The sequence below is a fragment of the Streptococcus sp. SP1 genome (genome assembly GCF_030440005.1).
GTDB classification, from domain to species: Bacteria; Bacillota; Bacilli; order Lactobacillales; family Streptococcaceae; genus Streptococcus; species Streptococcus parasanguinis.
The window spans coordinates 1-26,946 of sequence record NZ_JAQFJJ010000022.1; the positions used below are offsets into that span (position 1 = coordinate 1).

General features: G+C 43.5%; 25 protein-coding genes and 2 tRNA genes. 23 read left to right on the forward strand and 4 right to left on the reverse strand.

The genetic code is table 11. The features are described 5' to 3' along the window. Positions 1-254: 254 nt before the first annotated feature. The 10 genes from PCY07_RS09620 (at position 255) to rsmA (ending at position 7,488) form a co-directional block, all read left to right on the forward strand. Positions 255-1,148 (forward strand): TDT family transporter, encoded by an 894-nt coding sequence (locus tag PCY07_RS09620; RefSeq protein WP_215195135.1) that lies wholly within the window; start codon positions 255-257, stop codon positions 1,146-1,148. A gap of 85 nt (positions 1,149-1,233) precedes the next feature. Beyond that, positions 1,234-1,911: a CPBP family intramembrane glutamic endopeptidase gene (locus tag PCY07_RS09625; RefSeq protein WP_049489312.1), complete on the forward strand. Its 678-nt coding sequence runs from the start codon at positions 1,234-1,236 to the stop codon at positions 1,909-1,911. A gap of 78 nt (positions 1,912-1,989) precedes the next feature. Further along, entirely contained in the window at positions 1,990-2,331 is a 342-nt protein-coding gene (gene rnpA / locus PCY07_RS09630) for a ribonuclease P protein component (protein WP_003002960.1), read from the forward strand. 1 nt (position 2,332) lies between these two features. Beyond that, complete coding sequence (locus tag PCY07_RS09635) at positions 2,333-3,148, forward strand: YidC/Oxa1 family membrane protein insertase (RefSeq protein ID WP_003015944.1); 816 nt, start codon at positions 2,333-2,335, stop codon at positions 3,146-3,148. A gap of 15 nt (positions 3,149-3,163) precedes the next feature. Then, complete coding sequence (gene jag / locus PCY07_RS09640) at positions 3,164-4,111, forward strand: RNA-binding cell elongation regulator Jag/EloR (protein WP_014713983.1); 948 nt, start codon at positions 3,164-3,166, stop codon at positions 4,109-4,111. A gap of 79 nt (positions 4,112-4,190) precedes the next feature. Further along, positions 4,191-4,820 (forward strand): hypothetical protein, encoded by a 630-nt coding sequence (locus PCY07_RS09645; protein ID WP_041826477.1) that lies wholly within the window; start codon positions 4,191-4,193, stop codon positions 4,818-4,820. A gap of 147 nt (positions 4,821-4,967) precedes the next feature. Beyond that, a complete protein-coding gene (rpmH, locus tag PCY07_RS09650; protein WP_000831905.1) occupies positions 4,968-5,102 on the forward strand; it encodes a 50S ribosomal protein L34 in 135 nt (44 codons plus the stop codon). Positions 5,103-5,227: 125 nt separating this feature from the next. Further along, positions 5,228-5,998, forward strand: coding sequence for a TatD family hydrolase (locus PCY07_RS09655; protein WP_041826475.1), 771 nt, complete (start codon positions 5,228-5,230; stop codon positions 5,996-5,998). Continuing rightward, complete coding sequence (gene rnmV, locus PCY07_RS09660) at positions 5,970-6,554, forward strand: ribonuclease M5 (protein WP_179943959.1); 585 nt, start codon at positions 5,970-5,972, stop codon at positions 6,552-6,554. Before PCY07_RS09655 ends, rnmV begins: the two co-directional genes overlap by 29 nt. Positions 6,555-6,612: 58 nt before the next feature. Beyond that, positions 6,613-7,488, forward strand: coding sequence for a 16S rRNA (adenine(1518)-N(6)/adenine(1519)-N(6))-dimethyltransferase RsmA (gene rsmA / locus PCY07_RS09665; protein WP_215195134.1), 876 nt, complete (start codon positions 6,613-6,615; stop codon positions 7,486-7,488). A 45-nt stretch (positions 7,489-7,533) separates the two neighbouring features. Here the strand turns inward: rsmA and PCY07_RS09670 are convergent. The 3 genes from PCY07_RS09670 to PCY07_RS09680 all read right to left on the reverse strand — a co-directional run bounded on the left by PCY07_RS09670 (position 7,534) and on the right by PCY07_RS09680 (position 8,716). After that, a tRNA-Ser gene (locus PCY07_RS09670) sits at positions 7,534-7,622 on the reverse strand. A gap of 4 nt (positions 7,623-7,626) precedes the next feature. Continuing rightward, positions 7,627-7,709 (reverse strand) — tRNA-Leu (locus PCY07_RS09675). Between the two features lie 89 nt (positions 7,710-7,798). Next, a complete protein-coding gene (locus PCY07_RS09680) occupies positions 7,799-8,716 on the reverse strand; it encodes a CPBP family intramembrane glutamic endopeptidase (protein ID WP_045764077.1) in 918 nt (305 codons plus the stop codon). Between the two features lie 306 nt (positions 8,717-9,022). Here PCY07_RS09680 and rsgA point away from each other — a divergent pair, with 306 nt between their 5' ends. The 12 genes from rsgA to PCY07_RS09740 all read left to right on the forward strand — a co-directional run bounded on the left by rsgA (position 9,023) and on the right by PCY07_RS09740 (position 24,664). Next, the gene (gene rsgA, locus PCY07_RS09685; protein WP_003015916.1) at positions 9,023-9,901 is read left to right on the forward strand and encodes a ribosome small subunit-dependent GTPase A; all 879 of its coding nucleotides are present in this window, start codon (positions 9,023-9,025) and stop codon (positions 9,899-9,901) included. 14 nt (positions 9,902-9,915) lie between these two features. Next, positions 9,916-10,575 (forward strand): ribulose-phosphate 3-epimerase, encoded by a 660-nt coding sequence (rpe, locus tag PCY07_RS09690; RefSeq protein WP_195227808.1) that lies wholly within the window; start codon positions 9,916-9,918, stop codon positions 10,573-10,575. Continuing rightward, complete coding sequence (locus tag PCY07_RS09695; RefSeq protein WP_301356608.1) at positions 10,568-11,200, forward strand: thiamine diphosphokinase; 633 nt, start codon at positions 10,568-10,570, stop codon at positions 11,198-11,200. The genes rpe and PCY07_RS09695 overlap by 8 nt, the downstream gene beginning before the upstream one ends. A 1-nt stretch (position 11,201) precedes the next feature. Then, positions 11,202-12,452 carry a DNA recombination protein RmuC gene (locus PCY07_RS09700; RefSeq protein ID WP_041818375.1) on the forward strand — a complete coding sequence of 417 codons (1,251 nt, stop codon included), beginning with the start codon at positions 11,202-11,204 and terminating at the stop codon, positions 12,450-12,452. Beyond that, the gene (locus PCY07_RS09705) at positions 12,439-13,386 is read left to right on the forward strand and encodes a 3'-5' exoribonuclease YhaM family protein (RefSeq protein ID WP_049489305.1); all 948 of its coding nucleotides are present in this window, start codon (positions 12,439-12,441) and stop codon (positions 13,384-13,386) included. The genes PCY07_RS09700 and PCY07_RS09705 overlap by 14 nt, the downstream gene beginning before the upstream one ends. Positions 13,387-13,518: 132 nt before the next feature. Continuing rightward, positions 13,519-14,334 (forward strand): pur operon repressor, encoded by an 816-nt coding sequence (purR, locus tag PCY07_RS09710; protein WP_301356607.1) that lies wholly within the window; start codon positions 13,519-13,521, stop codon positions 14,332-14,334. 23 nt (positions 14,335-14,357) lie between these two features. Then, positions 14,358-14,894 (forward strand): hypothetical protein, encoded by a 537-nt coding sequence (locus tag PCY07_RS09715; protein WP_013904207.1) that lies wholly within the window; start codon positions 14,358-14,360, stop codon positions 14,892-14,894. A gap of 206 nt (positions 14,895-15,100) precedes the next feature. Beyond that, complete coding sequence (gene rpsL, locus PCY07_RS09720; protein ID WP_001142332.1) at positions 15,101-15,514, forward strand: 30S ribosomal protein S12; 414 nt, start codon at positions 15,101-15,103, stop codon at positions 15,512-15,514. A 19-nt stretch (positions 15,515-15,533) separates the two neighbouring features. After that, positions 15,534-16,004, forward strand: coding sequence for a 30S ribosomal protein S7 (rpsG, locus tag PCY07_RS09725; RefSeq protein WP_003003105.1), 471 nt, complete (start codon positions 15,534-15,536; stop codon positions 16,002-16,004). A 272-nt stretch (positions 16,005-16,276) separates the two neighbouring features. Next, positions 16,277-18,358, forward strand: a complete 2,082-nt coding sequence (gene fusA, locus PCY07_RS09730; protein WP_003003071.1) for an elongation factor G — start codon at positions 16,277-16,279, stop codon at positions 18,356-18,358. Positions 18,359-18,628: 270 nt separating this feature from the next. Further along, a complete protein-coding gene (gap, locus tag PCY07_RS09735; protein ID WP_023919220.1) occupies positions 18,629-19,639 on the forward strand; it encodes a type I glyceraldehyde-3-phosphate dehydrogenase in 1,011 nt (336 codons plus the stop codon). Positions 19,640-19,873: 234 nt separating this feature from the next. Continuing rightward, positions 19,874-24,664, forward strand: coding sequence for a bacterial Ig-like domain-containing protein (locus PCY07_RS09740; protein WP_301356604.1), 4,791 nt, complete (start codon positions 19,874-19,876; stop codon positions 24,662-24,664). A 94-nt stretch (positions 24,665-24,758) separates the two neighbouring features. On the opposite strand, the gene PCY07_RS09745 is transcribed toward PCY07_RS09740, so the two are convergent. Beyond that, positions 24,759-25,466, reverse strand: coding sequence for a hypothetical protein (locus PCY07_RS09745; protein ID WP_049503915.1), 708 nt, complete (start codon positions 25,464-25,466; stop codon positions 24,759-24,761). Positions 25,467-25,606: 140 nt separating this feature from the next. On the opposite strand from PCY07_RS09745, the gene pgk reads away from it, so the two are divergent. After that, on the forward strand, positions 25,607-26,806 hold the full coding sequence (gene pgk / locus PCY07_RS09750) for a phosphoglycerate kinase (protein ID WP_003015928.1): 1,200 nt from the start codon (positions 25,607-25,609) through the stop codon (positions 26,804-26,806). Positions 26,807-26,946 lie beyond the last annotated feature (140 nt).

The following is a 26,946-nucleotide window of genomic DNA, read 5'->3' on the forward strand; positions in this document are numbered from 1 at the left end:
GGCTTGAACACCTTAATTGTATCGCGTTTGGAGTTTTTTTGGTATAACCTTCGATGCGCACCCGCATAGCGGGTGGTTTTTTGTCTCGCACCTAACGGAGCGAGACGGACTGAAAGTCACATAATAATTGAGAGGCTAGGACTTTTGTCCCAGCCTCTTTTTTGGGGAAGCACATATTTGTATGACTTCTTTTTTGATGCTGTTCCCTCTGTTTTTATGGTATACTGAAAGCGACAACATGATTGGAGCTCCCGATGAAAAAGATCCCCTTAGTATTTTCAGGCTGTCTGTTAGGACTGGTTGGCGCTGGCAACCTTCTTGCAGACTCGCTACCTTTCTTTGCCCACGCCTTTAGTCTGACAGGTTTGTTCTTCTGGTTTTTCTTTGTAGTTTACCATGCGATTCGCTGGCAAGAAACCAAGATAGAATTCCAACAACCAGCCCTTTTATCTGGGATGGCGACTTTTCCCATGGCAGGGATGATTCTATCCACCTATCTTTTGCGCCTCTTTCCCGCCTTTGGAGGTCTATCACAGTTGGTCTGGTGGTCTGCCTTTCTCTTGGATCTGGGCTTAATTCTCTATTTTACCAAGACCCATATCCTAGCGCGACCAAGAGCCAATGCCACTCCAAGTTGGACCGTTCTCTATGTGGGCATTGCAGTAGCAGCCTTGACTTATCCAGTTGTAGGAATCAGAGAGATTGCTTATCTCGCTTTAGTGATTGGTTTTGGTTTGACCTTTCTTCTTTATCCCCTTATCTATCATGATTTGAAGCAGTCCCCCTTGCCCAGTCATCTGTTGGGCCAAGAAGGCATCTATTGCGCTCCATTTTCCCTTCTTTTAGCAGCTCTGGTTCGTGTGGGTGGAGTAAGCCTTCCTGTCTGGTTCTTACTGATCATGGTAGTTGCCTCACAAGGTTTTTATTTCTTTGTTTTGACGCGTCTACCGAGAATGATCAAAGAAGGTTTTCAACCTGCTTTTTCAGCCCTGACCTTTCCAACGGTCATCACAGCGACCTCTTTGAAAATGGCCCAAGGCTTATTGCAACTACCTTTCTTGACAGCTCTCGTATGGCTGGAAACTCTTCTTTGTCTCTTGATTTTAGTCGCTGTTTTAGGAGGTTATGTGGTCTATCTCAGGGAGTAGGAAGTCATCCTTTTTCATTGAAACCTTGTCACGATTATGGTAAGATGCACTATACGATTTGTCATACTCTATAGGAAAGGTATCTATGAAATTCATTAAAGGAAAGATCTCGCTGCTTTATCCCCTTTTTCTGCTCTTGTTTTATTTTTATGTTCGGCCCCAATTTCGCCCTTTGGCCCAGTACGTCTCCAATAGTGTAGCAAGCGCCAATAGCTATTATTGGACCTTATTTGGCCTAGAAGGCCTCTATGCAGTCTTTACAGGATTTTTGGTCTACCGTTTTTCTAAAAAAGCGCAATTTAAGCTGGGGAAGAACCCTCTTCAAGCTCTGATAGAAGCCGTTTTTGCGGCCTGTTTGGTTTACTGGTTGGACTACTTCATCAGTGGTTTTGTTCAAGGACGGGCAGCCGTTTTGAGTCTGTTTCCACGGGAAATTAGCCCCACAGGGGTGCTTATCCTAGTGATTGCAATGGTTATTATCCGGCCGGTGACAGAAGAGCTGATCTTTCGTGGAGCCTTGGTGAATGCCTACTTCAAAGGCTGGAAACTCTATGCTGAGATTTGGCTTCCAGCCCTCATCTACAGTGGCCTACATTTTCTCCACAATCCCTTTTCGCTGGGGGCTTGTATCATCTATCTCCTGCCGAGTGTGATTTTTGGGATCCTGTATTATAGGAGTAAGACACTCCTTTCTCCTATTTTGGCTCATATCTTGCTCAATCTCTACTACACCTTGCCTTTACTTTTATCTGTATTCAAGTAATAACCGATTTCCTGAGTGAGATTGGTTTTTTTTGAAAATATGGTATAATAGAATAAATTTAAAAGAGGGAGTTGAGGTTTGAAAAAAAGCTACCGCGTCAAACGTGACAAAGATTTTAATGCTATTTTTAAAAGTGGTCAAAATGTTGCCAATCGGAAATTCGTTGTTTACCGCTTGCGCAAAGACCAACCACATTTTCGAGTCGGTCTATCTGTTAGTAAGAAACTGGGAAATGCTGTGACCAGAAATCGCATCAAACGTTTGATTCGCCATGTTTTGATCAAACACCAAGCCTTCCTTACGACCGATGATTTTGTTGTTATTGCTCGTAAAGGAGTGGAGGAGCTCGACTTTCATCAAGTAGAGAAAAATCTTGTACATGTCTTAAAATTAGCGCATGTCTACCAAGAAAGGGAATAAAGTGAAAAAGAAACTGAAGTTAACTGGATTATTAGGAGCGGCCTTATTGGTCTTGACAGCTTGTGGAACCTCTCAAGTGACAGCTCAGTCGACAGGTGGTTGGGAACGCTTCGTCTACTTCTTTGCTGAAGCCATCCGCTTCTTGTCATTTGGCGGAAGTATCGGTGTAGGGATTATCGTCTTTACCATTGTCATCCGGACGGTCCTCTTGCCCCTCTTCCAGTATCAAATGAATTCAACCCGCAAGATGCAGGAAATTCAACCCCTACTCAAGGAATTACAAGCTAAGTATCCTGGGAAGGACCTAGATAGTCGGACCAAGCTTTCTGAAGAGATGCGGGCCCTCTACAAGGAAAAAGGTGTCAAAACGTCTTCAGCCTTCCTTCCTCTCTTAATCCAGATGCCGGTTCTGATGGCCTTGTTCCAAGCACTGAGCCGTGTCGAATTCCTTAAAGTTGGTCACTTCCTCTGGTTGGATCTTGGCGCGATCGACCCGACTTATATTTTGCCAGTCCTTGCAGCTCTCTTCACATTTTTCAGTAGTTGGTTGACCAATAAAGCCATGCCAGAGCGCAATGGAAGTGCAACAACTATGATGTATGTGATGCCTGTGATGATCTTCTTCTTTGCCTTGTTCTCAGCCAGCGGGGTCGCACTATACTGGGTGACTTCCAATGCTTATCAAGTCGGGCAAACCTATCTCTTGAACAACCCCTTCAAGATTATTGCAGAGCGTGAAGCAAAAGAGCAAGCTTCGCGCGACATGGAAAAACAAAAACGCCGTGCCCTAAACAAAGCACAGAAAAAGAAAAAATAAGAAAGAGGTGGACATATGGTCCTATATACTGGAGCAACTGTTGAAGAAGCGATTCAAAAAGGCCTGAACGATTTAGATATTCCCCGTATGAAGGCACATATTACAGTTGTAGCACGTGAGAAGAAAGGTTTTCTTGGCTTGTTTGGGAAGAAGCCAGCCCAAGTAGAGATTGAGCCGATTGCAGAAACAACGGTCGTCAAAGCCAATCAAAAAGCTGTCAAAGGGGTACCGGACGAAATTAATGCACAAAACGAGCCGGTCAAGACCGTGAGCGAAGCAACCGTTGACCTTGGGCGCGTGGTTGCTGCGATTAAGAAGGTTGAAAAAGAGGGGGAAGTCGTCTCTGAAGAAATCAAGACGGAGATTCTCAAACATGAAAAAGAAGCGAATACGGTTCTTGAAGAAAAAGGGCATGAGCATATCCTTGAGAAAGTCAAAGAACCAGCGACAAAAGAATCAAGCGAGTCTGATTTCTCAAACCTTGGTATCGAGGTAGAGGAAAACTACAATATCGAAGAAGTCGTAGCTGATGTGACAGCCTATGTTCAAACAGTGGTTGATGAAATGGATGTCGATGCAATCATTTCAAGCAGTCACAACCGCCGTACGGTCAATATGCAAATTGATACCAATGAGCCTGGGCGCGTGATTGGTTATCATGGAAAAGTCTTGAAGGCTCTTCAACTCTTGGCGCAAAATTACCTCTATAACCGTTATGCAAAGAATTTTTACATTACCATTAATGTTAATGACTATGTAGAACACCGGGCAGAAGTTCTTCAAAGCTATGCTCAGAAGTTAGCAACACGTGCTCTCGAAGATGGGCAAGCTCAACAGACAGATCCAATGTCAAATAGTGAACGGAAAATCATTCACCGTATCGTCTCTAAGATGGAAGGAGTCACTAGCTACTCTGAAGGGGAAGAACCAAACCGTTACGTGGTGGTAGACATCGAAGGATAATCTAGCTATTATTTCCCATGAGGGAGAGACGGGATTGAGCCGATCTTCTCCCTTTTTGTTAGGCTTAGAAAGGAACCAGATGACATTTGCAGCGATTCGAGAGTTTTTAAAGCTTCAAGGAATTCACTACCAGGCACCAGCAAAGGCAGGGGTGCTAGCTCCAGAGATGGAGCAGTATCGTGCACTGGCTCAAGCGGCTCGTAAGGAATTCACCGATTTAGTCTCAGCCTTTCAGAAGCGTCACCCTTACTTGGAGCAGGATCGGACTAGCCAATGGATGAACCAGGCTCAAGTCTTGCGGCCTCATTTTTGGGCCTATCTAAAAGGAGAAGGGACGATGGCAGAACCCATGTTTGCTTTGAGACTTTATGGAGATGCAGCTGATTTTGGAGTTTCCTTAGAGGTGAGCTTTATCGAGCGAAAAAAAGACGAGCAGAGTCTTCAAAAACAACATAAGGTTCTCGTCCTTCCTATCTCTCAGCCGGTTTATTATTTCGTCCAGAAAAATGGAGAGAGTCAAAGGGTAGAAGGAACAGAAAAGAATCGCCATGATCTGTCACAAGCAGTAGCAGAAGGAGCGGTTCGTAAGGTCCTCGTCAAATACGATGTTTCTTTAGTCGAGGATGATTCTCTTGAGGCTATCTTGGATCAGTTGCAAGAGGCGCTGGTGGCTCTGGAACCCTATTACTTGGCAACCCGTCAGGTGTAGAAAGGTTTTCTCCGACCTGTATTTGCAACAATTTTGCCATAGCTATTGACAAATAGAGTTGAATCCGATAGAATAGTAAAGTATGTTTAGTAACTGATCACAACTAGCCGGCTAAACGAATACAAAATCTATGAGGAGGTATTCATCGTGAAACGTACTTATCAACCAAGTAAACTTCGTCGTGCGCGCAAACACGGATTCCGTAACCGTATGTCAACTAAAAACGGTCGTCGCGTATTGGCAGCTCGTCGTCGTAAAGGACGCAAAGTTTTGGCTGCGTAATTCAGATAAAAACCTAAAAACCAGTAGAAACTCGAGACTACTGGTTTTTGTTTTGTCTGAAAGTGAATTTAGAGGCGCTTTCTGCTATAATAGAAAGAAGAAAAACTCGGAAGAAAAGGAAGATCATGCAGATTTTTGATACCCACACCCATCTCAATGTGGAAGAATTCGCAGGAAAAGAACAAGAAGAGCTCGATTTGGCCAAGGAAATGGGCGTTGTAGCCCATAATATCGTTGGTTTTGACAAACCGACGATTGAGCGAGGAATAGTCTTGGCAGACCAGCACCCAGAACTCTATCTCACGCTGGGTTGGCACCCCACTGAGGCAGGCGATTATAGTCCTGAAGTGGAGGCCTATTTACTTGAACAGTTGAAACATCCCAAAGTCGTCGCACTCGGAGAAATCGGTCTGGATTACCACTGGATGACGGCACCAAAAGATGTCCAAGAAAAGGTTTTTCGTCGTCAGATTCAATTGTCTAAGGACTTGGATCTCCCCTTTGTGGTGCATACACGCGATGCTTTAGAAGATACTTATGCCATCATCAAGAGTGAAGGAGTCGGTCCTCGCGGTGGGATCATGCATTCTTTCTCAGGAAGTCTAGAAGAAGCCAAACGCTTCATGGATCTGGGAATGATGATCTCCTTTTCTGGAGTGGTCACTTTTAAGAAAGCCACAGATGTCCAAGAAGCTGCGGCCGGACTTCCGTTAGACAAGATCTTGGTTGAAACAGATGCCCCTTATCTGGCACCAGTTCCCAAACGTGGTCGGGAAAATAAAACAGCCTACACTCGTTATGTGGTAGATTTTATTGCTGGACTACGTGGCTTAACAACAGAAGAAGTGGCTCAGGCAACCTATGACAATGCAAGAAAGGTATTTGGCCTTGACTGAGAAAAGAAAAATACCAGAAGTGATTGTCGTGGAGGGCAAGGACGACACAGCCAATCTCCGTCGTTTTTATGAGGTGGATACCTATGAAACGCGAGGCTCTGCAATCGATCAAGATGACTTGGAACGAATTGCTACCTTGCAAGAGTTGCGAGGGGTCATTGTCTTTACCGATCCAGACTATAATGGCGAGCGAATTCGCAAGATCATTATGCAAGAGGTGCCCCAGGCCAAACATGCCTTTTTAAATCGTGGCGAAGCAGTCCCCAAATCCAAGACTAAGGGGCGTTCCTTGGGAGTGGAGCATGCCAGTTTTGAAGACTTAGAAAAAGCCCTAGCTGGACTTGTGGGCTCCTATGAAGATGAGAATTTCTTTGATATCACAAAGACTGACTTGATGCGTCTCGGCCTATTGATGGGCAACGATAGTCGCAAACGACGGGAATATCTAGGAGAAGCCTTGCGCATCGGCTACTGCAATGGCAAGCAATTGATCAAACGCTTGGAGTTGTTTGGAATTTGTTTGGCCCAAGTCGAAGAGGCGATGGCCCGTTATTAAGACGTAAGTAGAGGGGATCCTTTACTCTTAAACTGATTAGAAAAGAGAAAAGAGAAAAATGAGAATTGCAGATTATAGCGTGACCAAGGCAGTGCTGGAGCGTCACGGTTTTACCTTTAAAAAATCCTTCGGTCAGAACTTCTTGACCGATACCAACATCCTTCAAAAAATTGTGGATACGGCAGAGATTGATAAGCAAGTCAATGTCATCGAAATTGGTCCTGGAATTGGAGCTTTGACTGAGTTCTTGGCGGAAAATGCGGCAGAAGTCATGGCCTTTGAGATCGATGACCGCTTGGTTCCCATTTTGGCGGATACCTTGCGGGATTTTGACAATGTCACGGTTGTCAACCAAGACATCCTCAAGGTAGACCTCAACCAGTACATCGCAGAGTTTAAAAACCCAGACCTTCCGATTAAGGTAGTGGCCAACCTTCCGTATTACATCACAACTCCCATCCTCATGCACTTGATCGAATCCAAGATTCCTTTCCAAGAATTTGTGGTCATGATGCAAAAAGAGGTGGCAGACCGCATCTCAGCTAAGCCCAACACCAAGGCTTATGGTTCTTTATCCATTGCAGTCCAATACTATATGACTGCTAAGGTAGCCTTTATTGTGCCTCGCACCGTCTTTGTGCCAGCGCCAAACGTCGACTCTGCCATCCTCAAGATGGTCCGTCGTGAAAAACCAGCAGTAACCGTCAAGGATGAAGATTTCTTCTTCTCTGTCAGCAAGGCTAGCTTTGTCCACCGCCGCAAAACGCTTTGGAACAACTTGACCAGTCGCTTTGGCAAGACTGAAGATATCAAAGCAAAACTAGAAGCAGGAATCCAAGCTGCAGGCCTTCAACCTTCTGTACGAGGAGAAGCTCTTAGCTTAGAAGACTTCGCTCGCCTAGCAGATGGCCTTCTAGAAGCAGGAATAAAATAACAGAAAAGACATGAGCTTCATAACTCATGTCTTTTCTGTTATAGAAGGAAAGGACGGGATTTGAACCCGCGCGTGAATAAAATCCACTTGCCGGATTTCGAGTCCGGTGCCGTACCGAGCTGGGCCACCTTTCCAAGATGCGGAGAAAGGGATTTGAACCCTCACGCCCGAAAGGGCACATGCGCCTGAAGCATGCGTGTCTGCCGTTCCACCACCTCCGCATAGTTCTATTATACACTTTTTAGGAAAAATGCCAAGGAAAAAAAGGAACAGGGAGCCTACAGGTGGCTCCTGTTCCTTTATCAATAGATCATTTCAATGGCGCAGGATATAGGCTATCTTGCTCCTTAGAGGTATCTTTGAGGATAAAGATGGCCCATAAAAGAGCTAAGATGCAGACCACTAATCCCGGGATACCCCCTTCAGGACCAAATTCACCACCGGTGATCAAGGTGTGATTTGAAGTTGTGAAGTACATCAAGGATGATTCGCTGTCAAAGCCACTGACATGAAAACCATAGACATTTCCCATCAGGAAATTCCAGGCAAAGTGGAAGCCACAAGGTCCCCAAATATTCCCGCGTTTTAGGGCATAGACTGCTGTAAAGACCCCAAAGAAGAAGAGATGAACAGTAGAGAACCAAGAAGCACCGTTGTTATTCATATGAAAGTAGGAGAACATAGTAGCTGAGATGAGGATAGCTAGAAGGGCATTGGTATGGTAGGAGATAGTTGGAATCAACCAACCACGGATATAAATTTCTTCTGCCGCAGTTTGGAAAATATAGCCGATCAAGACCAAAATCCAAGATACAAGAAATGGCATACTAAATTGAATGCGATGGAATGTGGCATTTCCTGTGACTAAAAAGACGATCAAGACTGTTGTGATCATGATGCCTCCCACAAGGCAACCTTTTGCAAACTCGGAAAGCCCATTTCCTTTGGAAAATCCCATGGTTCGAATAGGCCGTTTTTCAATCAAGCGAACCCAAAGGAAGAAGGCGATGATGGTATAGAGGAAGGACCAAAGGTCAAGGATATTCCACCAGTCTGGGATCCAGTGTTGCTTATTGAGAAAGAAGCTAGTCGATGCCGTACTAACAGGGGACATGTACTCTGTGATGTAATACAGAATAAACGGAGCCAAAAACCAGGGTGTCAGAAATTTTCCCTTTTTGATATTAGCAATCAAGGGATTCTCTTTAGAAAGAAAAGAAAGACTCATAAAGAACCTCCATCTAAAAACGTAGAACAAAGAAAAATTTTTTGTTCAGCCAAGTGAGCGTTGAAACAAGGTGCGTTTCTGGTCTTCACTTCCTTTCTATCATGCTTGTCTCTAGCTTCCCACATGCAACTTATTTATGAATGTTTTTCACATTTATTATACCTAAATTTGGAAGCGGTTGCAAGTTCTCTCCTTATTATCCTTAAAAAAATTGCTGAAACTAGTTCCAGATTTTCTTATCAAGCATTCCAGCCTTATTTCTCATTTTTTGGTATAATAGGAGTATTAAACTCAAAGGAGTGCGATTTGCAAGGAACCATCGTCAAGGCCTTGGCTGGCTTCTACTACGTGGAGTCAGACGGGCACATTTACCAGACACGGGCTCGTGGAAATTTTAGAAAAAAAGGACAGACTCCTTACGTGGGGGATCAGGTGGAGTTCTCTGCTGAAGAGAATTCAGAAGGCTACATTTTGAGCATTGCGCCTCGAAAAAACAGCCTCGTGCGCCCTCCTATTGTCAATATTGATCAGGCAGTAGTCATCATGTCAGCTAAGGAACCGGATTTCAACGCCAATCTTTTAGATCGTTTTCTGGTTCTTTTGGAGCATAAGGGGATTCATCCCATTGTCTATATTTCAAAACTGGACTTGTTAGAAGATATGGAAGACATCCACTACTACCAAGGAATCTACCAGGCTATTGGCTATGATTTTGTCTTGTCGATTGAGGAACTCTTGCCCCTTTTGACCAATCAAACCACAGTCTTTATGGGACAGACCGGTGTAGGAAAATCGACCTTGCTCAATAAAATTGCTCCGGATCTGGAGCTTGAAACGGGTGAGATTTCAGATAGTCTGGGGCGCGGTCGACACACGACTCGAGCTGTCAGCTTTTACCATTTAAATGGAGGAAAGATCGCAGATACGCCTGGCTTCTCCTCCCTTGATTATGAAGTGACGACCAGTGAAGACTTAAATCAAGCCTTCCCAGAGATCGCCGACGTGAGCCACTCTTGTAAATTTCGTACCTGTACCCACACGCATGAGCCAGCTTGTGCGGTGAAACCAGCCGTTGAAAGAGAGGAAATTGCGACTTTCCGTTATGAGGATTACTTGCAATTTTTAAGTGAGATTGAAAATCGTCGCGAAACCTATAAAAAAGTTTCGAAAAAAATGCCAAAATAGGAGACAATACAAGAATGAAAACAATGAAATTAGCCCCCTCAATTTTGAGTGCCGATTATGCCAATTTTGAAAGTGAATTGAAACGCATAGAAGCAGCTGGAGCTGACTATGCCCATATCGATGTCATGGATGGCCATTTTGTGCCCAATATCAGCTTTGGAGCTGGTGTCGTAGAGAGCATGCGTCCACATAGCAAGTTGGTCTTTGATTGCCATTTGATGGTCACCAATCCCGAACACCATATCGAAGAATTTGCCCGTGCAGGAGCTGATATCATCAGCATCCATGTAGAAGCTACTCCCCATATTCACGGAGCTCTTCAAAAAATTCGTCAAGCGGGTGTGAAGGCTAGTGTCGTGATCAACCCAGGGACTCCTGTAGACAGTATCAAACATGTCTTGAACTTGGTGGATCAAGTCTTGGTCATGACCGTTAATCCAGGATTCGGTGGCCAAGCCTTCTTGCCTGAAACCATGGACAAGGTGCGCGAATTAGCCGCTCTTCGTGAAGAAAAAGGCTTAGACTTTGATATCGAAGTGGATGGTGGAATTGATGACCAAAGTATTTCCCAAGCCAAAGAAGCCGGGGCCAATGTCTTTGTAGCAGGCTCTTATGTCTTTAATGGAGATGTCAATGAGCGCGTACAAACGCTCCGAGATGCTGTAAATGGGTAACATCGCAATACTGGCAGGAGGTGACAGCACGCTCTTGCCAAGAGATCATGACGCTTATGTAGGCGTTGATGGTGGCTGTTTGAAGTTACTGGAACAAGGTCTGCCTTTAGATATAGCTGTGGGGGATTTCGATTCTGTCTCTGAGACCGATTTGCGCCAGATCCGAACCCAAGCCAAGCAGGTTGTTCAATCCGTCCCTGAAAAGAACGATACGGATTTGGAATTGGCCTTGAAAGCGGTCTTTGAGGCCTATCCAGATGCTGCTGTCACCATTTATGGTGCCTTTGGCGGTCGCTTGGATCACTTCTTGTCCAATATCTTTTTGCCGACCGATCCAGACCTAACTCCCTATATGGAGCAGATTCAATTAGTCGATGGTCAAAATCGCTTGATCTACAGACCAGCTGGTTGCCATGAGATTCAGCCAGATCCAGCCATGTCCTATGTTGGTTTTATGCCTGTCGGAGAAGGCCACTTAGAGATCACAGGGGCCAAGTATCCGCTCCATCAGGAGAATTATTTTTTGAAGGCCATGTATGGCTCCAATGAATTTTTGGATCAACCGATTCAAGTGAGTCTTGATCGTGGCTATCTTGTCATTGTTTATAGTAAAGACAGAGGTTAATATGAATATCATTCTGCTTCTGATTGGCCTGCTCAATCTGGGCCTCCTCATCTATTTCTTGCAACGGTCAGATGATACAAGACCGGCTTTACGAGAGATGCTGGAAGACCACGAGGATCATTTGACAGACCAGTTGGACTATCGTTTTGAAAAAGAAAGACAAGCAAGCCAGATTACCAATCAGCAGTTAGAGATCGCCCTGACAGATCGCTTGACCGAGATGCGAGTGGAGATCCACCAGCAGACGACGGCTCTGCGCGCTGAGATGAATGAGCACTTTACTAAAAATCGGGACAAAACAGATGAGCGCATGCGCCAGATCCAAGAGTCCAATGAAGTGCGGCTAGAACAGATGCGCCAAACGGTAGAAGAAAAATTGGAGAAAACCTTGCAACACCGTTTGCAGACCTCCTTTGAGACGGTTTCAAAACAATTGGAGTCGGTCAACAAAGGGTTGGGAGAAATGCAGACGGTGGCGCGGGATGTCGGAACCCTTAATAAAGTTCTCTCCAATACCAAGACGCGTGGGATTATGGGCGAATTGCAACTGGGCCAAATCATTGAAGATATCTTGACCCCAGCCCAGTATGAGCGAGAGTTTGTCACCGTTCCTCAATCCAGTGAGCGCGTGGAATATGCCATTAAGCTTCCAGGGCAAGGAGAGGAGCCAGTCTATCTGCCTATTGACTCTAAATTCCCACTGGAAGACTACTATCGTCTGGAAGAAGCTTATGAATCAGGAGAGAAAGAGGAAATTGAGCGTTACCGCAAGGCTCTTCTTGCTAGTATCAAGCGTTTTGCTAAGGATATCCAACAAAAATACCTCTTTCCACCAGCGACAACGAATTTCGGAATTCTCTTTTTGCCAACCGAAGGCCTCTATTCCGAAGTGGTTCGCAATCCAGAATTCTTCGATCGCTTGCGTCGGGACGAACAAATTTTGGTGGCTGGTCCAAGTACGCTATCAGCCCTCTTGAACTCCTTGTCTGTTGGCTTTAAAACGCTCAACATCCAAAAGAGTGCAGACGATATTAGTAAAGTGTTGGGATCGGTCAAATCAGAATTCCATAAGTTTGGAGGGATTTTGGCCAAGACTCAACGCCATTTAAAGAATGCTTCCAATAATATTGATGATTTGCTAACCAGACGGACCAGTGCCATCGAGCGGACACTCCGCCAAATCGAAAGCGATGAGGACCTGCTGGGACTAGATGTATATATAGAAGATGGAGAAGATGATGGTCAAAATTAACCAAATGAAAAAAGATGAATTGTTCGAAGGATTCTATTTGATCAAGTCAGCAGAAGTGCGTCAAACGCGGGCTGGGAAGAACTATCTAGCCTTTGTTTTTCAGGATGAGACCGGCACGATCGAAGGCAAACTATGGGATGCCCAACCACACAATGTAGAGAGCTTTATAGCTGGGCGCGTGGTCCATATGGCTGGTCGTCGGGAGGTCTACAATAATACTCCACAAGTTAATCAATTGAATATGCGCTTGCCACAAGCAGGAGAGCCCAACAATCCAGCAGACTTCAAGGAAAAACCACCAGTAGATCCCAAGGAATTGCATGAATACCTGTCAAACATGATTTTCAAAATTGAAAATCCAGTTTGGCAACGGATTGTCCGTGCCCTCTATGGAAAATATGAGAAAGAGTTTTATAGCTATCCAGCTGCTAAGACCAACCATCATGCCTTTGAAGCAGGTCTCGCTTATCATACAGCGACCATGGTCCGCTTGGCAGATAGTATCGGCGATATCTATCCTCAATTGAATAAGAGTTTGCTCTTTGCAGGGATTATGTTACACGATTTGGCTAAAGTGATCGAGTTGACGGGTCCTGAAAATACAGAATACACTGTTCGGGGCAATCTCATTGGTCACATTGCTTTGATAGATGAAGAAATCACCAAAGTCTTGCAAGACTTGAAGATTGATGACCAAAAAGAAGAGGTAATTGTCCTTCGCCATGTGATCTTGAGTCACCATGGATTACTCGAATACGGTAGTCCTGTTCGTCCAAAGATCATGGAAGCAGAGATTATTCATATGATCGACAATTTGGATGCAGAAATGATGATGATGACAACAGCTCTAGGTTTGGTTGGTCCTGGCGAGATGACCAACAAGATTTTCGCTATGGAAAACCGATCTTTCTATAAACCGAATATCGATCAGTAAAAACAGAGATAAATACGGAAACTATTCCAAAAAAAAGAAAAAAATTAGGGAAAAACGGCCTTCTGTAAATCAGAATGTTCGTTTTTTTCGCTTCTTATGGTATAATGATAGAAAAAACTACATGGTGAGAAAATGAAATTAAGAAGAAGTGAACGGATGGTTGTAATTTCTAATTACTTGATCAACCATCCCTATGAATTGACCAGCCTCAATACCTTTGCAGAAAGGTATGAGTCTGCTAAATCTTCCATCTCAGAAGATATCGTGATTATTAAGCGGGCTTTTGAAGAGATGGAAATTGGAAATATTGAAACCATCACAGGAGCTGGAGGAGGCGTTGTTTTTACGCCCTCTATCTCAGACGAGGAATCAAAAGAAATCGTTCAAGACCTCTGCAAGCAATTGTCTGAAAGTGACCGTATTCTTCCTGGGGGTTACATTTACTTATCTGATCTTTTAAGCAATCCAAAGATTTTGAATCGTATCGGCCGTATCATTGCTAAAGCCTTCCGTAATAAGAAGATTGATGCTGTCATGACTGTAGCGACCAAGGGAGTTCCTCTAGCCAATGCAGTGGCAAACGTCTTGAATGTTCCTTTTGTTATTGTCCGCCGTGATTTAAAAATCACAGAAGGATCAACCGTCAGTGTTAACTATGTTTCAGGATCTAGTGGCGACCGTATTGAAAAAATGTTCCTTTCAAAACGTAGTCTAAAAGCAGGAAGTCGGGTTTTGATTGTGGATGATTTCCTAAAAGGCGGTGGAACGATCAACGGGATGGTCAGTCTTTTGGCTGAATTCGATTCGGAATTAGCAGGGGTAGCTGTTTTTGCTGATAATGCTTCAACAGATCTCGAATTCTTTGAACACAAATCCTTATTACGAGTGACCAATATTGATGTGAAAGAAAATAAATTGAATGTTGAAGTTGGAAATATCTTTGACTAAAGGATACAAAGGAGGATCAAAAAGTGAAAAGAATCTTAGATCGATTTGATAACAGCCCTTTGTGGATTCGCTTAGTGACTGTTTTAGCCTTATCCTTTATTTTAGTAGCTGGTTTGTATACAGTGAAAAAGAATACGGCAGCCCAAGTAACGACAGAGATCCAACCCGCTAAAAAGACAGGGGCTCTTCCAGTGAAAAAGGAAACAAAGGAAGAAAAAGAAAAGAAGGAAGAAAAGAAAAATATTGAAGCTGCAGAGAAAGCAGTAGACCAAATGGAGAAAAATCCGAGTCAAGAATCTGTAACTGCTGCGCAAACAGCTGTTAAGAAAGTGAATGATGCAACTCAAAAACAATCACTAGAAGCTCGTATCCAATACATTGCTAACTATTATGGTTTAACCTATGAGGAAGACACAACGGCTGTTCATCAGAATCAAACAGATTCAAATACAGATACAGGAGCGAACACGACAGACGCGACAATCCAATCACAACAGCAACAACAATATACACCCACTGTAGATGCAGGGACGCAAACTCCGTCTCAAACAGCTCAATAGTTTAACTTTTAGACTTCTTGAAAAAACAGAAAAAAGATCTTGCAAACAAAGTGCCGTCATGTTATAATAATAGACGGTACTTTTTACTTTTGGTCTCTCAAGAGTGTACAGGGACGTGCTGACAAATGTTGCAAAAGTACACACAGATGGTAGCTGTCACCAAGTGTATCATCACCAAAAATAAAAAAATTCACAGGAGAATGTAGATGCCTACAATTAACCAATTGGTTCGCAAACCGCGTAAATCAAAAGTAGAAAAATCTAAATCACCAGCTTTGAACGTTGGTTACAACAGTCATAAAAAAGTTCAAACAAACGTTTCTTCACCACAAAAACGTGGTGTTGCAACTCGTGTTGGAACAATGACACCTAAAAAACCTAACTCTGCCCTTCGTAAATTTGCCCGTGTACGTTTGAGCAACTTGATCGAAGTTACTGCTTATATCCCAGGTATCGGACACAACTTGCAAGAACACAGCGTGGTTCTTCTTCGTGGTGGACGTGTAAAAGACCTTCCAGGGGTACGTTACCATATCGTCCGTGGAGCACTTGATACTGCAGGTGTAAACGATCGTAAACAAGGCCGTTCTAAATACGGTACTAAACGTCCAAAAGCATAAGGAAAGGGGATAAAGAGAAATGAGTCGTAAAAACCGTGCGCCTAAACGCGATGTATTGCCAGATCCGCTTTATAATTCACAATTAGTTACTCGTCTTATCAACCGCGTTATGCTTGATGGTAAACGTGGTACAGCTGCTTCAATCGTTTACGGAGCCTTCGAACAAATTAAAGAAGCTACTGGGAACGATGCTCTTGAAGTATTCGAAACAGCTATGGAAAACATCATGCCTGTACTTGAAGTACGTGCTCGCCGTGTCGGTGGTTCTAACTACCAAGTTCCAGTTGAAGTTCGTCCAGAACGTCGTACAACACTTGGACTTCGTTGGTTGGTAACAATCGCTCGTCAACGTGGTGAACACACAATGGTTGATCGTCTTGCAAAAGAAATTTTGGATGCGGCGAACAACACTGGTGCAGCTGTTAAGAAACGTGAAGATACTCACCGTATGGCTGAAGCTAACCGTGCATTCGCACACTTCCGCTGGTAAGATCAAGATACTGAGGGCGTTAAAAAAGCGACTGAAAATTAGGAAGCTTGACGAAGAATCGAAGATTCTAGGAAAGCTTATCTATTTTCCGAGCTTTTAGCCCGGGTTCAATTAAGCTTCGTAAGCTCTTGAACCCAATTCAACTCTTCTTACAAATTGGAACCAAAACTTAGCATGAAAACACTGAGAACGGGTAGGTCCTGCCTATCCGTTTTTATTAAATCATGTTATAATAGAATATAGAAATAAAAAATATAGGAGAAACAAACCTCATGGCACGCGAATTTTCACTTGAAAAAACTCGTAATATCGGTATCATGGCTCACGTCGATGCTGGTAAAACAACTACAACTGAGCGTATCCTTTACTACACTGGTAAGATTCACAAAATCGGTGAAACTCACGAAGGTGCGTCACAAATGGACTGGATGGAGCAAGAGCAAGAACGTGGTATCACTATCACATCTGCCGCTACAACAGCTCAATGGAAAGACACTCGTGTAAACATCATCGACACACCAGGACACGTGGACTTCACTATCGAAGTTCAACGTTCACTCCGCGTTTTGGACGGTGCTGTAACCGTTCTTGACTCACAATCAGGTGTTGAACCTCAAACTGAAACAGTTTGGCGTCAAGCAACTGAATACGGAGTTCCTCGTATCGTATTCGCTAACAAGATGGATAAAATCGGTGCTGACTTCCTTTACTCAGTAAGCACACTTCATGACCGTCTTCAAGCGAACGCTCATCCAATTCAATTGCCAATCGGTGCTGAAGATGACTTCCGCGGAATCATTGACTTGATCAAGATGAAAGCTGAAATCTATACGAACGACCTTGGTACAGATATCCTTGAAGAAGATATTCCAGCTGAATACCTTGAACAAGCTCAAGAATACCGTGAAAAATTGGTTGAAGCAGTTGCTGAAACTGATGAAGACTTGATGATGAAATACCTTGAAGGGGAAGAAATCACTAACGAAGAATTGAAAGCTGGTATCCGTAAAGCTACAATCAACGTTGAATTCTACCCAGTACTTTGTGGTTCTGCCTTCAAGAACAAAGGTGTTCAATTGATGTTGGATGCAGTCCTTGACTACCTTCCAAGCCCACTTGATATCCCTGCAATCAAGGGTGTAAACCCAGATACAGACGAAGAAGAAGAACGTCCAGCATCTGATGAAGAGCCATTTGCAGCTCTTGCCTTCAAGATCATGACTGACCCATTCGTAGGTCGTTTGACATTCTTCCGTGTTTACTCAGGTGTCTTGAACTCAGGTTCATACGTATTGAACACTTCTAAAGGTAAACGTGAACGTATCGGACGTATCCTTCAAATGCACGCCAACACTCGTAAAGAAATCGAAACAGTATACTCTGGAGATATCGCTGCTGCCGTTGGTTTGAAAGATACTACAACTGGTGACTCATTGACAGATGAAAAAGCAAAAATTATCCTTGAATCAATCGAAGTTCCAGAACCAGTTATCCAATTGATGGTTGAGCCTAAATCTAAAGCAGACCAAGACAAGATGGGTATCGCCCTTCAAAAATTGGCTGAAGAAGATCCAACATTCCGCGTTGAAACAAACCCTGAAACTGGTGAAACAGTTATCTCTGGTATGGGTGAGTTGCACTTGGATGTCCTTGTTGACCGTATGAAACGTGAATTCAAGGTTGAAGCTAACGTTGGTGCCCCTCAAGTATCTTACCGCGAAACATTCCGTGCTTCTACACAAGCACGTGGATTCTTCAAACGTCAATCTGGTGGTAAAGGTCAGTTTGGTGATGTTTGGATCGAATTTACTCCAAACGAAGAAGGTAAAGGATTCGAGTTCGAAAATGCGATCGTCGGTGGTGTGGTTCCACGTGAATTCATCCCTGCAGTAGAAAAAGGACTTCAAGAATCTATGGCGAACGGTGTTCTTGCTGGTTACCCAATGGTTGACGTGAAAGCTAAGCTTTACGATGGTTCATACCACGATGTCGACTCATCTGAAACTGCCTTCAAGATCGCTGCATCTCTTGCACTTAAAGAAGCTGCTAAGACTGCACAACCAGCTATCCTTGAACCAATGATGCTTGTAACAATCACTGTTCCAGAAGAAAACCTTGGGGATGTTATGGGTCACGTAACTGCTCGTCGTGGACGTGTAGATGGTATGGAAGCACACGGTGCAAGCCAAATCGTTCGTGCTTATGTGCCACTTGCTGAAATGTTCGGTTACGCTACTGTCCTTCGTTCTGCAACTCAAGGACGTGGTACCTTCATGATGGTATTTGACCACTACGAAGATGTACCAAAATCAGTACAAGAAGAAATCATTAAAAAAGCTAAAGGTGAAGCTTAATTTACCAAAGCTAAAAAACTCTTCCCATTCGGTAAGAGTTTTTCTTTGTTCCAAAAGTGAGTACAAGTATAAAAAGTATTGATCAGGACTTTGTGAAAAACTTTAATAAAAGAGGTAGTGATCTATGATAAATCTTGCTTTTCGTGGGGAAATAGTTGCTTTTTAATGCAATAAAGTATATAATAGAGACTGTTAAAAGATGTTTGGCGCTGTGTCAAGTTACTCTTTTCACAAAAAATTTTTTTGATTTTCATAAGGAGGAAATCACGAATGGTAGTTAAAGTTGGTATTAACGGTTTCGGTCGTATCGGACGTCTTGCTTTCCGTCGTATCCAAAACGTAGAAGGTGTTGAAGTTACACGCATCAACGACCTTACAGATCCAGTTATGCTTGCACACTTGTTGAAATACGATACAACTCAAGGTCGTTTCGACGGTACTGTGGAAGTTAAAGAAGGTGGATTCGAAGTTAACGGTAAATTCATTAAAGTTTCCGCTGAACGCGATCCAGAACAAATCGACTGGGCTAACGACGGTGTAGAAATCGTTCTTGAAGCAACTGGTTTCTTTGCTACTAAAGCAGCTGCTGAAAAACACTTGCATGCTGGTGGTGCTAAGAAAGTTGTTATCACTGCTCCTGGTGGATCAGATGTTAAAACAGTCGTATTTAACACTAACCACGATATTCTTGATGGTACTGAAACAGTTATCTCAGGTGCTTCATGTACTACAAACTGCTTGGCTCCAATGGCTAAAGCTCTTCAAGATAACTTCGGTGTTGTTGAAGGATTGATGACTACTATCCACGCTTACACTGGTGACCAAATGATCCTTGACGGTCCACACCGTAAAGGTGACCTTCGTCGTGCACGCGCTGGTGCTGCTAACATCGTTCCTAACTCAACTGGTGCTGCTAAAGCAATCGGTTTGGTTATCCCTGAATTGAACGGTAAATTGGACGGAGCTGCACAACGTGTTCCTGTTCCAACTGGATCAGTTACTGAATTGGTAGTTGTTCTTGACAAGAACGTTACTGTTGATGAAGTGAACGCAGCTATGAAAGCAGCTTCAAACGAATCATACGGTTACACTGAAGATCCAATCGTTTCTTCAGACGTTGTAGGTATGTCTTACGGATCATTGTTTGACGCAACTCAAACTAAAGTTATTGACGTTGACGGTAAACAATTGGTTAAAGTTGTTTCATGGTATGACAACGAAATGTCTTACACTGCACAACTTGTTCGTACTCTTGAATACTTCGCAAAAATTGCTAAATAATTCATGCGTATGATGAGAGGAGGGAAACCTCCTCTTTTTTTGTACTTTTTTTAGGGCTTTCTCATCATATTATAGGAATTGCTAAAATAGATTGACAGTGCTAAATAGATTAGGGTATCCTATTCTTGATTGGAGATTTCTAATACAACGAAATGAAAGCGATTGCAGGTCGTGGAGAAAGGAGACAATGGAAATCGCTCAAGAAAAAGAAAAAAACCATACAAGGAGGTCGAGATGAAAGGTCATCTATTTGAAAAGAAAGAACGATTTAGTATACGAAAATTCAGTGTGGGAGTTTGCTCCGCATTGATTGGATTGGCATTTTTAGGAACAGGCGCTGTCTCTGCAGATGAGACGGTTTCTACTAGTGAACAACCCTTGGAAACCTCTTCAGTAGCGACTGAAGATGTCAATCATCTAGTGAGAGGAGCTGGCGTCTATACTGCAGATGCGGCACTTCCTACGGCTGATCCTGCAAAACCGGCCACAGAAGCGGTCACTCCAGAGGCTAGTCCTACAAGTACAGAAGCTAGCTCGACGACTGCAGATCATCCAGCTGTTTCAGAGACTGAAAAACCGAAAGCTACTGCTGAAAAAGTGGCTGATTTACCAACCAATGAAGAAAAACAATTAAGACCTAAAGAAGTTAAGTTCGATACATGGGACGATCTCTTGAAGTGGGAACCAGGAAAACGAGTGGATGACGATATGAACAGAGCAAGCGTCCCACTTGCGAGTCGTTTTCAAGGGAAACAAATTAATGAACAAGCCAACCCTGAAGCGAAGATCCAAGCGCTGTCAAACATGAACTCCAAAGCCAAGGATCATGCGTCTGTCGGCGGGGAAGAGTTTAAGGCCTATGCTTTTGATTACTGGCAATATTTGGACTCCATGGTCTTTTGGGAAGGGCTGGTTCCATCAGCAGATGTGATCGATGCTGCCCACCGAAATGGGGTTCCTATTTATGGAACAATCTTTTATAACTGGTCTAGCAGCATCAAGGATCAAGAACATTTTGCAGAAACCTTGAAAGAAGATAGTGAAGGCTCTAAAACTTTCCCGATCGCCCGTAAATTAGTCGAACTTGCTAAGTACTATGGCTTTGATGGTTACTTTATCAACCAAGAAACAACCGGAAATCTTGTAGAACCATTGGGTCCAAAATTGAGAGATTTTCTTCTTTATACCAAGGAATATGCGAAGAGTCTGAACTATCCGATTAAGTATTCCTGGTATGATGCTATGACCTATGAATATGGCCGTTACCATGAGAATGCGCTGGGAGAATACAACTACAATTTCATGCAGCCAGAAAATGGGGAAAATCCAGTTGATACCTTCTTTGCTAACTTTAACTGGGGCAAATCAGAAGTGGATTATTCCATCAGTACAGCCAAATGGATTAACCGCAATCCTTATGATGTTCTAGCTGGACTTGAGCTCCAAAAAGGAGGCTCTTATAAGACTAATGTAGACTGGAATGCCATTTTAGATGAACATGGCAAGTTGCGTCTATCTCTTGGTCTTTATGCGCCAGATACGATTACAGGGCTAGGAAAGACTGGTGAAGGTTACCATACCCATGAAGATCTATTCTGGACAGGTTTCCAAGGTGATCCGACTAAAGGAAAACCAGCAGACCAATCTTGGTACGGTATGTCCAATCTAGTAGTGGACAAAACTCCTATTACAAGTGAAGATTTCAATACTTCCTTCAATACTGGACACGGAAAACACTGGTTTGTGGATGGCAAGATTTCTAAAGAAGGGGAGTGGAACTACCGTTCTGTTTCTGGCTACCTTCCAACATGGCGTTGGTGGGTAGAGCATAGTGAAGATAGTACACCATTGAAAGGTCGTTATGATTTTGATCAAGCCTACAATGGAGGAAATTCTCTAGCCTTTGAAGGAGATTTAAAAGCCAATAGCAATCAAAATGTCATGCTCTATTCGACCAAGATTCCTGTGACAGAAACGACAAAATTGAGCGTCAGTCATAAAGGTGGGGTCGGAGCAGCTGCTTGGGTAGCTGTTGCCACCAAAGAAGACTACTCCGAATACGAATGGAAAGAATTAACACCGAGTGCAGATTGGTCCACTCAAACCTTTGATTTAGGAAGTTTGGCTGGCAAGACCATTTATGCTGTGAAGATGTTCTTTGACCATGATACGGATGTTAAAGACTACAAATTTAATCTCGGCCAATTGTCGATTACGTCAAACCAAGAGAAACCAGCGACTCCAGCAGAAGTAACCGTTCGAGCAAAACGTCTACAAAATGCGCAAGAAGCAGAAGCAGTTCTCAATTTTAAAGGGGTAGCAGATGCGGATTATTATGAAGTCTATGAAAAAGATGGCGATAACTGGCGTCTCTTAACAGGGTCTTCTGCGACAACCGTCTATCTACCAAAAGTTAGCCGTTCAGCAAGTGCTGAAGGAACCACTCAGGAACTCAAGGTTGTGGCAGTTGGGAAGAACGGCCAACGTTCAGATGCGGGAACTGTAGCCTTTGATTGGGGCATGACAGTGTCAGATACCAGCCTACCAAAAGCTTTAGCACCAAACGTAGTCATTGGAGCCAAAGTGATCGGTTCGAGCTTCCCAGATGCGGATGGTAGTGAAGGCATTGAAGGCATGTTAAATGGGACCATTACCAGTCTTTCAGATAAATGGTCTTCTGCTCAATTGAGTGGAACCGTCGATATCCGCTTGACACAACCTCGGACCATTGTTCGTTGGGTCATGGACCATGCCGGTGCTGGTGGGGAATCTGTTGATGATGGCAAGATGAATACCCGTGACTTCGACCTTTACTACAAGGACGAAGCGGGTGAATGGAAGCTCGCCAAGGAAGTTCGTGGCAATAAAGCCCATGTGTCCGACATTACACTTGATCATCCGATCAAGGCTCAAGACTGGCGTCTCCATGTCATTACAGCAGATAACGGCACCCCATGGCAAGCCATCCGGATTTACAACTGGAAGATGTATGAAAGTCTAGATACTGAAACGGTCAACATCCCGATGAAACATGCTGCAGCGCAAAACCTAGGCAATCATTTTGTCCAAGTCGGCTTCAAAGATGTTCCAGCTAATACTACTCTGACTCTTTATGCGGATAAAGAAGCGACCAGTCCAATTACGACTATGACAGCTGATCAAGCTGGAAATCTCATCTTTAAACCGTTTGCTTTTGAATCAACTCCATCTCTTCTATACTATCGTGCGCAAGAACCTGGTAAAGATATCAGTAATGTTTTGGCGATCGAGGTTCCAAAAAATGATAAAGAAATTGCGGGACTTCAATTTGAAGATGGTTTGACCAAGAAGGTCTACCGGGAAGGGGATGCTCTTTCCTTGAAAGGAGCAACACTCCGTGTTCATTATAAAGATGGCCAAGCAGATCAACTGGTCAACCTCACCAACTCAGGTGTAGAGATTCATGGCTTTGATAGTAGCAAGCTTGGAGAACAACACCTAGAAGTTTCTTACCTTGGTCAGAAATTGGATAAGACTCTCACTGTTTTTGTGGTCAGTGCAGAGGAAGCGGGTGAAAAAGCAGTTGCTGGTCTAGAATTGACCGACAAACCAAAAGTGGAATATATTGTCGGAGAAGCATTGGAGAAAGAAGGCGGACGCTTTACAGTCGTCTTTGAAGATGAAACGACCGAAACGCATGCCTTGACAGATGAAGGTGTGGAAGTAACTGGCTTTGATACGACCAAGGAAGGTCGTCAAACCCTCACTGTCCATTACAAAGGAGCTAGCACAAGCTTTGATGTCCTCGTCAATCCAAAACCAGCTCTCAACGATGAATACCTCAAGCAAAAATTGGCTGAAGCTGAAGCTGCAAAAGCCAAAGTAGACTTTACTTTTGCGACTCCTGAAGTCAAAGAAGCTTTGCTGGCTGGAATGGCTGCTTCTGAAAAAGTCTTGAAAGAGCATGATACCAGTACACAAGATCAAGTTAATGAGCAGTTGAACCAATTGACCGCTCTCTTGAAAGCCTTGGATGGTCAAGCTAATCTAACAAAAGAAAAAGAAGCTCTCTCTGCCCTGACAGAGGAAGCGACCGCTCTATTAGCAAGCAAGCCAAATCACCCTTCTGGTGAGGCTTTGCAGGCACTGATTGAGAAAAATAAAGAGCTTCTAGCTTCTTCAGAACTCACTCCTGAAGCGCTTGAAACAGCTAAGACCGGTCTAGAGACCTTGATTGCGCTCCTGAAAGAAGATAAGCCAGCGGTCTTTGTAGACTCTGCGACTGGAGTCGAAGTTCAATTCTCCAACTTAGAGCCAACCGTTGTCAAAGGACTAAAAGTCGCAAAAGTTGAAGCCAATCAGGTAGAAAAAGAAGAGCTGAAGGGCCGAGAAGGAATCGTCTTTGATATTGAAGGCGTGGATGCAAGTGGTCAGGATATCGATACCCACCATCCATCCCTTGTGAAGATTCCTGTGGATAAGGATAAAGAAGTGGAGCAAGTTCTCTTCTTCCCTGAAGGTCAAGCTCCTCAATCCTTGGCCTTTGAGAGAGTTGGAGATGTGGTCATCTTTACCGCTCCTCACTTTACCCACTATGCGATTGTCTATAAGCCAGCCAAAACGGAAGGACCAGACCAACCGATCCAACCAGAGGAACCGGCTAAACCAGATCAGCCTGTTCAACCGGCTCAACCAAATCAACCAGTCCAACCAGCTGCCCCAGTGACTCCAGATCCAGCTAATCCATTGAAGCCTACAGAGCCTTCTCAAGTGGATCAGTTGCCCCCAACGACTTCTACTCAAGCGAGTCATCAAGAGGAAGATCACAAGGATATGGTCGATCAAGAGATCCATCAGTTGTTAAGTGCCCACCAAGGAGTAAACTCACAGCCGACTGTTCAGCAAGAAACAAAAGATGCAAGCAAAGAAAGTCAATCGGAACACTTGCCAAATACGGCTAGCCTAGAAGCTTCCTTTGCAGCTGAAGCTGTTCTCCTAGCAGCCTTAGGCGGCTTCCTCTTGGCTGGTAAGAAGAAAGAAGAGTAAGTCTTTTACAGAATTCTTTCGTTCACTTAAAAAGTCACTCTCAAAAAAACCTCTCTGGTGAAAACCAGAGAGGTTTGATCTTATTTTGAGAATATTAAAAGGCATTCCAAAGGAGGATAAAAATAAGAATACAGCCCCAAGCATTTCCTGTACGTCTCTGAACTAGAAGCATTCCATAAATTAGAATGAAAACAGTTCCTTCTTGCAAGAGGGACAATGAGTCAAAACCAATCATCCCGTGGATAAGCAAGCAGATCAAAGCACAAACAAATGCTCCTAGATTCCATACTCCTTTTACGTACTGAGGATAGCGGAGATTGATTTTTTGGGCAATCACAACATAATTAAAGCCCTCCCAGAATCCCCAAATAAGAGAAATGAGAAGATAGCCCACGAAATTGGTTGGGAAGGGACTGGATAAGACTTCTTTTGTTAGGAGGATGGATTGAAAAGGAAGATAGGAATGAACCTGACCTGAAGCGATGAGGAAAATGAGAAGAGGTAAGGCAATAAGAACTGTTTGAAGGATAGTTGGAAAGAATTTTTTCTTAACCAATCCATATTTCTGTATGCTTTCTTTTCGACGAATAAGGACAGCACTAGTTCCCAAGCCAGCTACAGAAAATTGACAAAGTGCGAGAACGATTAAGCGAATCCAGAGAGAATGGTCTGGACTTCTACTGAAGTTGATGATTGGCTCCTGAAAAGCTAGAAAGCCCATCAGTGGAAGCAAGGTGAAAAGTGCCAAGATATTTAAATCTTTGTCGGCTTCTTTTTGTTGAGTAGATAATCCTTCTTTCATTTATATCTCCTTTTTATCCCTATTATAGGGTTTCCGGGATAGACTGTCAATAAGAGGGGAAAAGCATTGGATTTTTCTACCTCTTTTACAGCTTTTGTGATATAATTATCATGTATTAAAAAAAGAAGGAGTCATATCTAATGGCAAAATTGACTGTTAAAGACGTTGACTTGAAAGGGAAAAAAGTTCTCGTTCGTGTTGACTTCAACGTTCCTGTAAAAGATGGCGTGATCACTAACGATAACCGTATCACTGCAGCTCTTCCAACTATCAAGTACATCCTTGAACAAGGTGGACGTGCAATCCTCTTCTCTCACCTTGGACGTGTAAAAGAAGAAGCAGATAAAGAAGGTAAATCACTTGCTCCTGTAGCTGCTGACTTGGCTGCTAAATTGGGTCAAGAAGTGAAATTTATCCCAGGTGTTACACGTGGTGCTGAATTGGAAGCAGCTGTTAACGCTCTTGAAGATGGACAAGTTCTCTTGGTTGAAAACACTCGTTTCGAAGATGTTGATGGCAAGAAAGAATCTAAAAACGATCCTGAACTTGGTAAATACTGGGCATCACTTGGAGATGGTGTCTTCGTAAACGATGCATTTGGTACTGCTCACCGTGCACACGCATCTAACGTTGGTATCTCTGCAAACGTTGATAAAGCTGTTGCTGGATTCCTTCTTGAAAATGAAATTGCTTACATCAAAGAAGCAGTTGAAGCTCCAGAACGTCCATTCGTAGCTATCCTTGGTGGATCTAAAGTATCTGACAAGATCGGTGTTATCGAAAACTTGCTTGAAAAAGCTGATAAAGTCCTTATTGGTGGTGGGATGACTTACACATTCTACAAAGCACAAGGTATCGAAATCGGTAACTCACTTGTAGAAGAAGATAAATTGGATGTGGCTAAAGCTCTTCTTGAAAAATCAAACGGCAAATTGATCTTGCCAGTTGACTCAAAAGAAGCGAACGCATTTGCTGACTACACTGAAGTGAAAGACACTGAAGGTGAAGCAGTAGATCCAGGATTCCTTGGTCTTGATATCGGTCCTAAATCAATCGCTAAATTCGACCAAGAATTGACTGGTGCGAAAACAGTTGTATGGAACGGACCTATGGGTGTATTTGAAAACCCTGACTTCCAAGCTGGTACAATCGGTGTGATGGACGCTATCGTGAAACAACCAGGCGTTAAATCAATCATCGGTGGTGGTGACTCAGCTGCTGCTGCGATCAACCTTGGCCGTGCAGACAAATTCTCATGGATCTCTACTGGTGGTGGTGCTTCTATGGAACTCCTTGAAGGTAAAGAACTTCCAGGATTGGCTGCTCTTACAGATAAATAATCTAAATAGAATGAAAGAGGCTGGGACAAAAGTCCTAGCCTCTCAATTATTTTTGGATTGTCGAGCAAGACGCAGTGGTTGAGTGGGCTCTACTACGCTGATTTCATCAGCTTTTACAGCCCTACTCAACTGTGCGGAGG

Coding starts and splice junctions, on each gene's coding strand:
- PCY07_RS09620 (WP_215195135.1), top strand. CDS start 255: ATGAAAAAGATCCCCTTAGTATTTTCAGGCTGTCTGTTAGGACTGGTT.
- PCY07_RS09625 (WP_049489312.1), top strand. CDS start 1,234: ATGAAATTCATTAAAGGAAAGATCTCGCTGCTTTATCCCCTTTTTCTG.
- jag (WP_014713983.1), top strand. CDS start 3,164: ATGGTCCTATATACTGGAGCAACTGTTGAAGAAGCGATTCAAAAAGGC.
- PCY07_RS09645 (WP_041826477.1), top strand. CDS start 4,191: ATGACATTTGCAGCGATTCGAGAGTTTTTAAAGCTTCAAGGAATTCAC.
- PCY07_RS09655 (WP_041826475.1), top strand. CDS start 5,228: ATGCAGATTTTTGATACCCACACCCATCTCAATGTGGAAGAATTCGCA.
- rnmV (WP_179943959.1), top strand. CDS start 5,970: ATGCAAGAAAGGTATTTGGCCTTGACTGAGAAAAGAAAAATACCAGAA.
- rsmA (WP_215195134.1), top strand. CDS start 6,613: ATGAGAATTGCAGATTATAGCGTGACCAAGGCAGTGCTGGAGCGTCAC.
- PCY07_RS09680 (WP_045764077.1), bottom strand. CDS start 8,716: ATGAGTCTTTCTTTTCTTTCTAAAGAGAATCCCTTGATTGCTAATATC.
- rpe (WP_195227808.1), top strand. CDS start 9,916: ATGAAAACAATGAAATTAGCCCCCTCAATTTTGAGTGCCGATTATGCC.
- PCY07_RS09695 (WP_301356608.1), top strand. CDS start 10,568: ATGGGTAACATCGCAATACTGGCAGGAGGTGACAGCACGCTCTTGCCA.
- PCY07_RS09700 (WP_041818375.1), top strand. CDS start 11,202: ATGAATATCATTCTGCTTCTGATTGGCCTGCTCAATCTGGGCCTCCTC.
- PCY07_RS09705 (WP_049489305.1), top strand. CDS start 12,439: ATGGTCAAAATTAACCAAATGAAAAAAGATGAATTGTTCGAAGGATTC.
- purR (WP_301356607.1), top strand. CDS start 13,519: ATGAAATTAAGAAGAAGTGAACGGATGGTTGTAATTTCTAATTACTTG.
- rpsL (WP_001142332.1), top strand. CDS start 15,101: ATGCCTACAATTAACCAATTGGTTCGCAAACCGCGTAAATCAAAAGTA.
- rpsG (WP_003003105.1), top strand. CDS start 15,534: ATGAGTCGTAAAAACCGTGCGCCTAAACGCGATGTATTGCCAGATCCG.
- fusA (WP_003003071.1), top strand. CDS start 16,277: ATGGCACGCGAATTTTCACTTGAAAAAACTCGTAATATCGGTATCATG.
- gap (WP_023919220.1), top strand. CDS start 18,629: ATGGTAGTTAAAGTTGGTATTAACGGTTTCGGTCGTATCGGACGTCTT.
- PCY07_RS09740 (WP_301356604.1), top strand. CDS start 19,874: ATGAAAGGTCATCTATTTGAAAAGAAAGAACGATTTAGTATACGAAAA.
- PCY07_RS09745 (WP_049503915.1), bottom strand. CDS start 25,466: ATGAAAGAAGGATTATCTACTCAACAAAAAGAAGCCGACAAAGATTTA.
- pgk (WP_003015928.1), top strand. CDS start 25,607: ATGGCAAAATTGACTGTTAAAGACGTTGACTTGAAAGGGAAAAAAGTT.